The 12,314-nt window shown below is 62.2% G+C and carries 8 protein-coding genes; 4 read left to right on the top strand and 4 right to left on the bottom strand.

All coding sequences use genetic code 11. The features are described from left to right. The first annotated feature begins 242 nt into the window (after positions 1-242). Complete coding sequence (locus tag GX444_04495) at positions 243-1,223, top strand: discoidin domain-containing protein (protein ID NLH47846.1); 981 nt, start codon at positions 243-245, stop codon at positions 1,221-1,223. Positions 1,224-1,274: 51 nt separating this feature from the next. Continuing rightward, a complete protein-coding gene (locus tag GX444_04490) occupies positions 1,275-2,987 on the top strand; it encodes an OmpA family protein (protein NLH47845.1) in 1,713 nt (570 codons plus the stop codon). Between the two features lie 58 nt (positions 2,988-3,045). Here GX444_04490 and GX444_04485 read toward each other — a convergent pair whose 3' ends face one another. From GX444_04485 to GX444_04475, 3 genes are all read right to left on the bottom strand, one after another. Then, on the bottom strand, positions 3,046-4,596 hold the full coding sequence (locus GX444_04485) for a phospholipid carrier-dependent glycosyltransferase (protein NLH47844.1): 1,551 nt from the start codon (positions 4,594-4,596) through the stop codon (positions 3,046-3,048). Positions 4,597-4,610: 14 nt separating this feature from the next. Continuing rightward, complete coding sequence (locus tag GX444_04480; GenBank protein NLH47843.1) at positions 4,611-5,999, bottom strand: sulfatase-like hydrolase/transferase; 1,389 nt, start codon at positions 5,997-5,999, stop codon at positions 4,611-4,613. A gap of 82 nt (positions 6,000-6,081) precedes the next feature. Further along, positions 6,082-6,465 (bottom strand): response regulator, encoded by a 384-nt coding sequence (locus GX444_04475; GenBank protein ID NLH47842.1) that lies wholly within the window; start codon positions 6,463-6,465, stop codon positions 6,082-6,084. Positions 6,466-6,713: 248 nt separating this feature from the next. Between GX444_04475 and GX444_04470 the strand changes: the two genes are divergently transcribed. Further along, complete coding sequence (locus GX444_04470) at positions 6,714-9,359, top strand: glycosyl hydrolase family 2 (GenBank protein NLH47841.1); 2,646 nt, start codon at positions 6,714-6,716, stop codon at positions 9,357-9,359. 25 nt (positions 9,360-9,384) lie between these two features. On the opposite strand, the gene GX444_04465 is transcribed toward GX444_04470, so the two are convergent. Beyond that, positions 9,385-10,827: an amidase gene (locus tag GX444_04465; GenBank protein NLH47840.1), complete on the bottom strand. Its 1,443-nt coding sequence runs from the start codon at positions 10,825-10,827 to the stop codon at positions 9,385-9,387. A 172-nt stretch (positions 10,828-10,999) separates the two neighbouring features. Here GX444_04465 and GX444_04460 point away from each other — a divergent pair, with 172 nt between their 5' ends. Next, a complete protein-coding gene (locus tag GX444_04460; protein NLH47839.1) occupies positions 11,000-12,208 on the top strand; it encodes a CoA transferase in 1,209 nt (402 codons plus the stop codon). The last annotated feature ends 106 nt before the right edge of the window (positions 12,209-12,314 follow it).

The following is a 12,314-nucleotide window of genomic DNA, read 5'->3' as shown; positions in this document are numbered from 1 at the left end:
GGGCAGCTGCCCCTCCAGGACGCAGACCAGCAACCTCATCCGCTGTAACTCCTTGGGAGTCATCGAAATCATGTCCTTCTTCATGGGGGACATAATCGCTAAGCAGTTACAGGGGACAAAGTCGCTAAGCTAATACAAGCTTCTCTCTTGACCTTGGAGCGAAGTAAGTGCATAAAAAAACTAGGCAAAACTACAACATTGCGGTGCGGGCTTTGAGAACGATCCGGCTCGGGAGGCAGGCCATGTCACGAAAAGGCGTATCCATGCTCCTGATCCTGCTCTTGGTGAGTGGGATATTGATCTTCCTGGCTTGTGATACATCGTCGCAAATCGACATGCCATTGAAGGAAATGCAAACGATCGACGATGACAATGGCATCGACGATGACGACAACGACGACACCGAGGCGCCGGCCACGCCCAAGGCCGACGAACCGCTCAGTCCGACCAGCCTCGATTATCAATCGATTCGCGGCACGGCCGAACCCTTGTCCACCATTCACGTGATCGGCGGCCTGGCCGAAGCAAGAACGACCACCACGGAAGACGGCGCTTTCTGCGTGAAAGTCGCGTTGAACATCAACGCCGTCAACAATCTGAAAATTCGCGCCGAGGACCCCGCGGGCAACCTGAGCGCCGCCGCGACGATCAATATCGAGCAACGAACCATCAATCATTCGTTGGCGGGCGAACCGTCGGCCAGCAGCGTCAGCCACAGCAAGCCGGGCAACACGCCGGCGAAGGGCCTCGACGGCAGCTATTTTTCCTGGTGGGAGAACACGACCCAACCCTGGTTTGACGAAGCGCTTTACGACCCGCAGTGGTACGCGGTGAAACTGAAGCGGAAGTTCTACCTGACCGAAATCGCGGTTTACTGGGGCCAGGACATCGTCAATGTTTTCGAGTATGCGACCAAATACGAGGTCTATATCAACAACAACGAAGACATCGAGGTGATGCCGCACGAGGTGCCGGCGGAAGATCTGGCCGATTACGGTTACGAGCTGGTCGAGCAGGTCCAGCAAGCCGACGACCAGAACATCGAAAACAACATTTTCGATTTGAGCGACGATCCCGTCCAGGCGCGCTGGATTTTTCTTGTCTTGCACGAAAGCAACCAGCTCGGCATTCTGCCGGGGCCGGATGGCCAGACGCTTTACAGTTACGAGGTCGCGGAACTGGAAACCTTCGGTTATGAAGAACCGGATGACGGTTGCGAATAATCCATGCCTTCCGAAACCAAACGACAGGCGCAATTGAGTAAGGGGGCCACGGTGAAAACGCGGCTGATACTAACGGCAATCGTGATGACGATCCTAGCGACCGCCGTCCCGGCGTCGGCCATCGACGTCCAGAATTTCCAACCGGCCATCGGCAACCAGAACCTGCTGACGTTGTACACCTCCAATGCCTACGCGCACGGCCAGTTCGGCGTGGGGTTGCTGGCGAGCTACGCGGTGAACCCGTTCATTCTCAGTTTCACCGACGACGAGCAATTGAAACTCGTTGAAACCTTGCTCACCGGCGAGCTGCAAGCCTCGGTCGGGCTGTTCAAGTTCATGGAACTCGGCCTCGCCGCTCCCTACAATTCCGTGGCGGGCGAGGATTTCGATACCGCGTTCTCCGCGGATTTCCCCGAAAACGACAGCGCCTCGGCGGCCGCCTTGGGCGATCTGCGCGTCATGTTGAAGTTCCGCATCCTCGAAAACAAACCGGGCTCGCTCGGCCTGGCGATCGTTCCGGTCGCTTCGTTCCCGACGGGCGATCCCGACGCCTTTGTCGGCGCGGACGGCGTTACTGCCGGCGCCCGCCTCGTGATCGACAAACGGTTCGATCTCGTGAACATCGTGCTCAACGGCGGCTATCTTTACATGGCCGACGGCGACGGCGCCGATGAAGGATTCGATCCGACCGGACGGGCGGAATTCGGCGCCGGCGTTTCGGTGATGCTGCACAAGTACGTCGATCTGCTGGCCGAGATCTACGGCCGGACCGTCGATTACCAGATTGAAAAACTCGATCTCGAGGTGCCCACGGAAGTGATCGGCGCGGCCAAATTCTACGCCGGCCCGGTGAATTTCACGATCGGCGGCGGCGCGGGCATCAACAGCGGCATCGGCAATCCCAATTACCGCGGCTTCGCCGGCGTGGGCCTGACGATTCCCAAACTGAATCGCGAGCTGCCCTCCAAGGGCGGCCCGGTGGCGCCGCCGGTCGACGATAAAAAGGCCGATGCCGATAATGACGGGCTGACCAATTACGAGGAAAAAGAGGTCTATCATACCGATCCGTTGCGTCAGGATACCGACGGCGACGGGTTGGCCGACGGTGAGGAAGTCAAGCAGTACCGTACCGATCCACTCAAGCCCGACACCGACGGCGACGGCTTGTCGGATATGACCGAGGTCAAGTTGCACGGCTCCGATCCGCTGAAGGCCGACACCGACGGCGACACGCTGACCGACGGCCAGGAAGTCAACGAGCTTCGCACCAGCCCGATCAATCCGGATTCGGACGGCGACGGCGTGCCCGACAACAAGGACGGCGCGCCCCTCGAACCGGAAACCGTCAACGGCTTCATGGACGAGGACGGCGTGCCGGAAATCGTCCTGGCGCGTAAATCCTCCGGCGTGATGATGCTCGAAAACCAGATCGTGTTGCCGACCAAGCTGGCGTTCAACGCGCCCAACGGCGCCAAATTGACCCGCGAAGACAAAGCGCTGCTGGATGACGTGGCCGCGGTGCTGCAGGAGTACCCGCGGATTTCGATTCAGATCGAAGGGCACGTCTCGGCCGACGTCGCCAACGCGCAAGGGCTCAGCCTGGCGCGTGCCGAAGCGGTGCGCGAGTACCTGGTCCGCAAACGCGTCGCGCCGACGAGACTGGCGGCCGTCGGCATGGGCAGCGAAGTGCCGATCGCCCCGCAGGATACGGCCGAGGGCAAGGCGAAAAATACGCGCATCGATCTGATCATCACGAGCAAGTAGGCCGTTTGCAGAGAATCACGGGCATCCGGAGCCATCGGTTCCGGGTGCCCGTTTTCTTTTAAGGTGTGACCGTCGCTTCCGCGGGAATCAGCCGGTAAAAGATGCCGCCGGGCGATTCCGTCAGTTGTTCCAGCGTTACACCGCCGGCCAGCGGTCCGGGTTCCAGGTGATTTTGTCCCTGGACCTCGGTTTGCATGACGTAGCCGGGTTTGCGCTGCCGTTGCCGGATGAGGGTGTTCAGCGTTTCGTCGGTCAGATCGACGCCGTAGCCGATGAACACGGCGTTGGGGAACAACACGGTGGTGGCCGGCGAATTGGTCACCACCGGCGCGCAGCCGGGTTGCGCGCGGCGAATCCAGTCGCGGGCGGCGTCCAGGGCGGCGGCTTCGCCCGGTGGATATTCCCGTTGGACGTAAACGCCGCTCAAGCCGAGCCAGCGCTGCCAAGGTCTGCCGCCGGGAAGATCGAAGTAGGGAAATTCCAGCAGAAAGAAAACGACCGCCCAACCGAGCGTCAGAACCAGCGGCAACCGGTGGCGCAGGGTTTTCGCTTTCTCACTAGCCGTTCGCCCTTGTGCGGCCGCGGCCAGGGCGAGTGAAAAGGGCGGCAGGAAAAGTAGAAACAGGCGGCGGATTTCCGGTTGTCCCGGCGGTGGGTACCAACCGACGCCGACGAAATAGGCGATCAGCGGGGTCAAACCGAGCAAGAGCACAACCCGTTGATCGGCGGCTAACGACCGGGGGATCCGCCGCAGGCCGATCAACGCCAGATAGGGAACGAAGCCGAGAATCCAGCCGAGTAACAACAGGCTGCGCGCATACCCGGGAAAAAGCGATCGGAGCGCATTACTGCCGCCACTCACTTCCGCCAGGCCTTCGATCAATTTCCACTTGATCTGGGAAAGCCCGCCGAAATCTCCTGGCGTCGAAAGGCCGGTCAGGCCGGCGATCGCCGGCGGTAGAATCAAGCCGAGCACAAAAGCCGCGGCGAACACCTCACGGGGTCTTTTTTTCGGCGCGGGTAGAAAAGCGGAGGCGATCAGCAGGCCCAATCCCGGCGCGAAGGCCTGGTAACGGATCAGACAGGCTGCGCCGCAGGCCAGCCCGGCGAGCAGCGCCGGCGGCCAGCGGTTTTCACTTCGCGCGGCCAGAATCGCCAGATAGATACCCAGAAAAATGAAGCAGGCGGCGGAAATGTCGGTGCTGGCCAGGGTGGCGTAATAAAGATAAATCGGGTTCAACGCCAACAGGGCGACGGCCGTTCCGGCGATGCGCCGGGAGCCGAAAATCGTTTCGCCCGCCAGATAGGTCAGCGCCACGAGCAGCGATCCGAAGAAAAGCGTCAGGAATTTCCCGGCCAGATGCGTCGAACCGACGATGCGGCCGATCGCGGCCAGCATCCAGGGATAAAGCGGCCCCCAATCGTGCTGAAAGGTTTGCCGATAATCGGCCAGATCGCCGCAGGCGATCCATTTGGCGGCGAGGTAAAAGCCGTCCTGTTCGCCGGGTTGCGGCAAGGCGAGGTAGGTCAGGCCGATCGTCGTCGCGCCGACGGCGAAATACCCGAGGAAAACCAGCCAGGCGATGGTGAAACGCTTTCGGGAATTCATCGTTTCAATCCATACTATAGGTATCCGAGCGTCCGCAATCGTTCGATTTCTTCCGGCGTCATCGGCCCCGAATCATATCGCTGGTGATTGACCGGCGATTGGGGATAAAGCGAGAGGCGGTACAGCAGCGAGAGGAACGCCAGCGGATGCCGGCTGCGGAGATTCTTGAGTTCCTGCGGGTCGGTTTTTCCCAGATAAAGCCGGTACGGCGACTTTCGCGGCGAAACGACGTGCGAGAGGACATAAGGCCCGTCTTCCAAGGAAAAACTCATTGGAATGCCGCTGCCCGCGCCGTCGGTGAACGCCGGCAGATCGCGCCGGATCGAGCCGTCCAGAATTCGCCAGAGACTGACGCCCGCCGCCTGTCCCTGGGGCGGATCGATCCCCGCCGCGGCGCAGAAAGTCGGGAACAGATCGATGTGCCGGACAGTGGTGGAAACGGTGCGGAACGATCCGGCCGCCTGTCTCCAGGCGGGCGGCGCCAGCACGACCAGCGGCACATGCGCTAGGCTGCGTTTGGCCCAGCGTTTATGCGCCAGAATGCCGTCGATGTTCATCCGTTCGCCGTGATCCGCCGAAAAAACCACGAGGCTCCGCTCCAGCAAACCGGCCTGCCGCATCTCGGCGATCAGCCAGGCCAGGGCGTCGTCCGATTTGGCGATCGCGGCATCGTAGGTCGCCCAGTTGCGGGGCGCCACGTCCTTCATCCGCGGCCGCAACAACGGGGGGACGTCGTGAAAACGGTCGGGATGTTGCAAACGGTAAGCGAGCGCCGATTCGAAACGGGCGCCCGCGGCCGGTTGCGGCGAGTGCGGCGCGAAGAGATGCAACCAGACGAAGGTGGGCCGGTCGGCGCGTTCTTCGACCCAGGCAAGGGCTTGTTTCGCCAACTCGCTTTCCGTCAGGTGGAAATCGTCGGTGAAGGCGTCGAACAATTTTCGGTTGACCGGAAAGTCGCCGTGATTGGCGAAAACGGCGGAAGCATAGCCGGCCTGGTCGCGTAAAATTTCCGGCAGGGAAGGGAATGGCGGATCCAGCGCGCCGGTTTTTTTATCGAGCAGGTCGGCATAATAGCGGCCGTAGAGCAGAATCGGCCCCGAAGTGAAGGTCATCACGCCCTGGGTGATGCATCGCGCGAAAACATAGCCTTCAGCGGCGATCCGGGTGAGATGCGGCGCCGTGACGACCGGATAGCCGTACAAATCGAGGTGATCGGCGCGAAGCGCGTCGAAGGTGACGAGGAAAAGGTGCCGGATCGGCGGCGGATTTTGGCCGCGACCGGCAGGTTCCGGCGGCGCGGTGAATTCGTGTTGTCTGACGTAAACGAGACAAATCGCCGCGATGATGAGGCAGAGCGCGATGAACAGACTGAAAAATTTAATGAGTCGTCGCGATTTCCGCATCGAATTCTTTTCGTACAGATATATTGGAGTATTAACCCAGTCGTACGGGAGGGTCAACCGTTTTTCGGTAACGGGTGAAAGATCATTCCGCCGGTTTCAGTTTTTTGCGCAGGGTTTCCAGCAGTGCGTCGGGATTGATCGGTTTTTGGAATACTCCCGACAGTCCGAAGGCGCGAAAATCCGCCTGGCCGGCGAGTTCGTCGGCCACCGAGCTGAGTAGATAGAGGGGCACGCTCGGCGCTTGCGCGTGCAGATCGGCGACCAGGTCTTTTCCCGAGTCGATCTCTTCCATCATCAGGTCGATGATGACCAGATCCGGTTTTATTTCTTCAAAGGCGCGCCGGCCTTTTTCCGCGCTGGGGGCGCAAATCACGCGGTAACCCGCATATTCGAGAAGGGCGGTCAGCGCCAATAGCAGGTCCTGATCGTCATCGACGCAAAGTATGGTGAATTGGCCAGTCCGCATTTGTTTCAATCCGTTTGTACCTTTGTACAAAATTCACCTTTTCCGCGCTTTTGGCAAGGCTGGGCGCGCGTTTTTACTTCAGGCTCACGGCAAGCCGATCGGGGCGCCGATTGCGGCACGGATCCTTTCCGCGCCCGTCGCCATCGAGTGAAAATCATCCCATTTTGCGCTTTACGGACCAGCCGGGCTCGGTTACAAAGGCTAAAATCATTCCCTGTTGCACCGACGAGCTGCTGAGGGGTATCGCGATGAATTTTGATCACCAACCGGAGGAGCCGAGTTACCCGGCGAAACCGGAACAGGCGATGATGACCCGGGAAAAACGACTCACGACCGGCCGTGAGTATTTGCTGCAAGATGAGTGGGCGATCTGCTCCGCGAAGGAAGTCAACCAACCCGGTGAGGCGATTTCCCTGCCCGGTTTTGCGACCGATCGATGGATCGCCGCGAAAATCCCGGCGACGGTGCTCGCCGCCCAGGTGGCGGCCGGCCTCTATCCCGATCCTTATTTTTCGATGAATCTGCATGAGGTGCCGGGCAACAATCCGGTGTCTTTCGACGTTTCGATTCTGCCAATGCCGCCCGGCAGCCCGTATCGCGCGGCCTGGTGGTACCGCAAGACCTTCACGATGCCGGAGGTCAAAGCCGACCGGACGTTCCGCCTGCGGTTTGACGGCCTCAATTTCCGGGCCAACGTCTGGCTCAACGGGCGGCGGATCGCCGACGCCGAACACACGATGGGCGCATTTCGCGTTTTCGAATTCGACGTCACCGAAAAATTGCGCTACGGCGAAAGCAACTGCCTGGCGCTGGAAATTTTTCCGCAACACGTCCACGACCTGGGTTTCAACTGGGTCGATTGGAGCCCGGCGCCGCCCGACAAGAATCTCGGCATTTGGCGCGATGTCGTGCTGGCGGTGTCGGGGCCGGTCGCGATCCGGCACCCGCACGTGCTGACCAAACTGAACCCGCCGGCGTTGGACCAGGCGCGGCTGACGATCATGGCCGAGTTGATCAATTCGCGGGAAAGCGAGGTCAAGGGCGTGCTGCGCGGCCGCATCGGTGAAATCGAAGTCGCGCAGCCGATCGAATTGGAGCCGTTGGAAATACGGCGGGTCGAACTGTCGCCCGCGCAATTCCCGTCGCTGGCGATTGCCGCCCCGCGCGTCTGGTGGCCGGCCCGGCTCGGCGAACAGCCGCTCTACGAACTCGAGCTGACGGTGGAAGTCGCGGGCGAGATCTCCGACCGGCAAGCCGTTAAATTCGGCATCCGCGAGGTGACGTCCAAGCTGACCGCGGCGGGCCATCGGCTCTTTTTCATCAATGGAAAGAAGATCCTCATCCGCGGCGGCGGCTGGTCGCCCGACCTATTGCTGCGCTCGTCGCCCGAACGGCTGGAAGCGGAAATCCGCTACGCGCTCGACCTGGGCCTCAACACGATCCGGATCGAAGGCAAGCCGGAAGTCGAAACCTTTTACGACCTCTGCGACCGCCACGGCATGCTGGTCATCTGCGGCTGGTGTTGTTGCGATCACTGGGAGTTCTGGCGAACCTGGAACAGCGAGGATCACCTCGTCGCCCGCGAATCGTTGCGCGACCAGATCCGCCTTCTGCGCCGCCATCCCAGCCTGATCGCCTGGATGAACGGCAGCGACAATCCGCCGCCGGCCAGCGTCGAGGAAATGTACCTCAAGGTGCTGGCCGACGAGAATTGGCCCAACCCGATCCTTTCCTCGGCCTCCGCCAAGCCGACCACGGTCACCGGCCCGTCGGGCGTCAAGATGACCGGCCCGTACGAGTACGTGCCGCCTTGCTATTGGTTGCAGGACACCGAGCGCGGCGGCGCGCACGGCTTCAACACCGAGACCAGTCCCGGCGCGGCGATCCCGCCGGTCGACAGCTTGCGCAAGATGCTGCCGCCCGACCACCTGTGGCCGATCGACAAACACTGGATCTACCACGCCGGCCGCTGGTGGTTCAAAACGCTGAAGATTTTCACCCGGGGACTCGAAGCCCGTTACGGCAAAGCCACGGGGATGGAAGACTACGCGCGCAAGGCGCAGCTCATGGCCTACGACGGCCACCGCGCCATGTTCGAGGCCTACGGCCGCAACAAGTACCGCGCCACCGGCGTCATCCAGTGGATGCTCAACAACCCGTGGCCGTCGTTGATCTGGCACCTCTACGATTATTACCTGCGGCCGGGCGGCTCGTACTTCGGCGCCAAGAAGGCGTGCGAAATGCTGCACGTGCAGTATTCGTACGACGACCGCTCCGTGGCGGTCGTCAATGGCCATTACCGGGATTTCGCCAGCCTGAGAGTGCTGGCCCGCGTGTTCGATCTGACGATGAAGGAAAAGCATCGCGAGGAAAAAACGGTGGCCGTCGAAGCCGACGGCGTCGTCCGCGCGTTTTTCCTGCCGGAGCCGCGCGACCTCACCACGACGTATTTCGTCCGCCTCGATTTGTTCGCGGAGGACGGCCGGCCGGTCAGCGAGAATTTTTATTGGCTTTCCACCCGGACCGCGCGGCTGAAATGGGACAAGGCGGTGTTTCGCTTTACGCCCACGGAACGCGAGGACGACCTGACGCTGTTGGCGAATCTGCTGCCGGCGAAGTTGACGGTCGAGGCAAAGCGTACGGCGGCAGAAACGGTGCGCGTTCGCCTGACCAATCCCGGCCCGTCGCTGGCGTTTTTCGTCGAGGCGCGGCTGCGGCGCGAGGCCGGCGGCGACCTGGTGCTGCCGATTCTCTGGTCCGACAACTACGTGTCGCTGTTGCCCGGCGAGACGCGCGAACTGACCGCCTCGTTCCGCGCCCGGGACGCCGGGGAGGGCGCGCTGGCGCTGGAAATCGACGGTTGGAACGTGCCGCCGGTGAAGGTCGAGTTGTAAGCGGCGCGAAAGAACTTCCCGGCGATCAGGCGAAGCGGGGCGGCGGCGTCCAGCCACCGTAAGCCTTTTCCAGTTCCAGCGCGGCGGCGATCGTCAGGTGATCGTTGCCGTGCCGGGCGCCGACCTGGACGCCGACCGGCAGCCCCTCGTCGTTCAGGCCCAACGGCACCTGGGTCATTGGAAATTCCATCACGTTCCAGATGGCGGTGTACACCCATTTGAACGGCGAAAGCATCGGGACCAGATGCGGCGGCGCGACCGTCGGATAGGAAGGATAAAGGACCAGCCCGTCGGCGCCGATGAGTTCGCTCAGTTGCTCGCGCAACCGCAAGCCCATTTCGTAAAACCGCTTGGTGCGTTCCGGCATTTTCTTCGGCGCTTGCTCGAGCACCGCGAGCAGGATGGCCGGCAGCGTGTGCGGCGAACGGCGCACGGTCCACTTCCCCAGCTCTTTCCACGCGGCGATCGGCCGGCCGCCGCCGATGACCTCGCTGAACGACGGACTGCCGGCTTCGGCCAGCATCGCCGTCCAGATGTCGCGCGAATAGCGCAACTCGGCCGGTTGGGCCGTTTTGATTTTCGCGCCCAACCGTTCGAGCGCCCCCGCGGCCTTGTGCAGCGCATTGAGCATGTCACGCGATACCGCGTTGGCGCCGTTGCCCTCGATCACCGTCACCGTCAATTTGCCGATCTCGACCTTCGCCGGATCGCCCAGTTGCAACGGCCGGCAACCCGCGTCCTCGCCGTCCGGTCCGGCCAGAATGTTCAGCAGCGGCCAGAGGTCCTCGGCGCGCCGGGCCAGCGGGCCGGTCGTCAGGTAGCGCAAAGCTTCGTTGGCCGCGTACGGATATTGTCCGGTGCCCGGCACCAGGCCGCCCGACGCCTTGTGGCCGAAGACCCCGTTGAAAAAAGCGGGCATGCGGATGGACCCGCCGATGTCCGAACCCAGCCCGAACGGCGAGCCGCCCGCGGCGATGATCGCGCCTTCGCCGCCCGAACTGCCGCCGACGATTCGTTTCGGATTGTAGGGGTTGTTGGTGCGGCCGTAGACGTAATTGTGGCTTTCCATCCACATGCAGCCTTCGGAGGTGTTGGTCACCCCGAGAGGAATTGCGCCGGCCGCGCGCAGGCGCGCCACGGCGGTGGCGTCGCGCTCGGGATGGACGTTTTTCCGGTTGACGATTCCCGAGGCGTTGGGCATGCCGACGAAAGCGAAGCATTCCTTGATGGTGCAGGGGACGCCGTGGAAGGGCGGCAGCTTCTCCGGTGGCGTTTCCTTCGTGAGCTGATCGGCGCGCAAAGCCTCGGAGCGGGCGGCGGCGAAACGATCGGCCACGACGGCGTTGATCACGGGGTTCGCTTCCTGAATCCGCTGGATGTGGGCCTCGACGATTTCCTCGGAAGTCGCCTTTCCCAGACGAATCATGGCGGCAAGAGTCGACCCGGAGAGGCTGTGAAACCGGCTCATTTTTTACTCCTGGTTGCTTTTTTCCAGCATACCGGGAAGGCGCGGCAAACAAAAGCCTCGACCCGGTCCGGAGCGAGTCCGTTCGACTTTTTTCGTTTTCTGGTAAACTAACCGCCACATCCGGGTAAACCGACAACCACGAACCCCCAGGCACAGAAACGCGAGGTAGGCGATGAACGGTCCGCTGAGCGGTTTGCGCGTGCTCGATCTCAGTCAATTTCTGTCCGGGCCGCGCGCCGGGCAGATCTTCTCGATGCTGGGCGCGGAGGTCGTGAAGGTCGAGTCGCCGGCCGGCGATACGATGCGCCTCCTGTTGACCCTGACACAATCGCACCGGGCCATGCATGCGATGCACCAGGGAAAACGCGGCCTGGTCATCGATTTTCAGCATCCCAAGGGCGCCGGATTGCTGCTCGAACTGGCCGCGCGCGCCGACGTGCTGATCGAAAATTTCGCCCCGGGCGTCATGGACAAATGGGGCCTCGGTTATCAACGCCTGCAGGCGGCCAATCCGCGGCTGATCCAGGCGACGATCCGCGGTTTCGGCATGACCGGCCCGCAGGCCGACCGGACGGCTTTCGACCTGATCGCCCAGGCGACCGGCGGCATCCTGTTCGCCAACCACCAGCCGGACCGGCCGCCCGGCGCGTTTTTCGGCGATTTGTGCGCCGGGGCGTTCGCGGCGATCGGCGTGCTGGTAGCCTTGCACGAGCGCGAACGGACCGGCCGCGGCAAGGCGATCGACGTTTCCATGCAGGACGTGATGTATTTTCACAATTTCTGGGCCTTCTGCGAGCGCGCCACCGAACCGGACCGCGAGCGCATCCGCGGCCTGCTCGGCGGGAACATGCAAAGTCTGCTGTCGGATCCCGAAAACCCGATGCCCTTCTGGAACAGTTACCGCACCGCCGACGGTTACGCGGTCGTCGTCGCGCTGACCGATAAGCAATGGCGCTCGCTGATGGCGGTGATCGGCCGGCCCGAGCTGGGTGACGATCCGCGGTTCGCCGGATTCGTCGAGCGGATCAATAACGCCTCGGCGGGCATCGAGGCGGTCGCCTCGTGGGCCGCCGAGCGAACGACGGCGGAACTGGTGGCGGCGCTTTCGGCCCGGAAGATTCCGTGCGGCGCGGTCAACGATTACGACGCGGTGAACAACGATCCGCAATTGCACGCGCGCGGCATGCTGGCCGCCGCCGAACATCCGCGGTACGGCCAGTTGGATTTGCCCGGTTTTCCGGTGCGGTTCGCCGGCGAGCCCGCGCCGCCGGTGGAGCCCGGTCCGGAAATGGGGGAGCATACCGCCGCCGTTCTAACCGACTGGCTCGGCCTGGACGAGGCGGAAATCGACCGGTTGCGTAAAGACCGAGTGGTGGTGTAGGCGCGCCTGTCATCCTGAGGCCCCGTGCCGAATAATCTACTCACGCTAATGAGAGATCCTTCGCTGATGCTCAGGATGGCCCCCTCACCATCTTTCCGTGCGCCAG

Source organism: Myxococcales bacterium (assembly GCA_012517325.1).
Taxonomy (GTDB): domain Bacteria; phylum Lernaellota; class Lernaellaia; order Lernaellales; family Lernaellaceae; genus JAAYVF01.
The sequence above is the reverse complement of the archived record's forward strand: the minus strand, read 5'-3'. Positions and strand labels throughout refer to the sequence as shown.

Coding starts and splice junctions, on each gene's coding strand:
- GX444_04495 (NLH47846.1), top strand. CDS start 243: ATGTCACGAAAAGGCGTATCCATGCTCCTGATCCTGCTCTTGGTGAGT.
- GX444_04485 (NLH47844.1), bottom strand. CDS start 4,596: ATGAATTCCCGAAAGCGTTTCACCATCGCCTGGCTGGTTTTCCTCGGG.
- GX444_04480 (NLH47843.1), bottom strand. CDS start 5,999: ATGCGGAAATCGCGACGACTCATTAAATTTTTCAGTCTGTTCATCGCG.
- GX444_04475 (NLH47842.1), bottom strand. CDS start 6,465: ATGCGGACTGGCCAATTCACCATACTTTGCGTCGATGACGATCAGGAC.
- GX444_04470 (NLH47841.1), top strand. CDS start 6,714: ATGAATTTTGATCACCAACCGGAGGAGCCGAGTTACCCGGCGAAACCG.
- GX444_04465 (NLH47840.1), bottom strand. CDS start 10,827: ATGAGCCGGTTTCACAGCCTCTCCGGGTCGACTCTTGCCGCCATGATT.
- GX444_04460 (NLH47839.1), top strand. CDS start 11,000: ATGAACGGTCCGCTGAGCGGTTTGCGCGTGCTCGATCTCAGTCAATTT.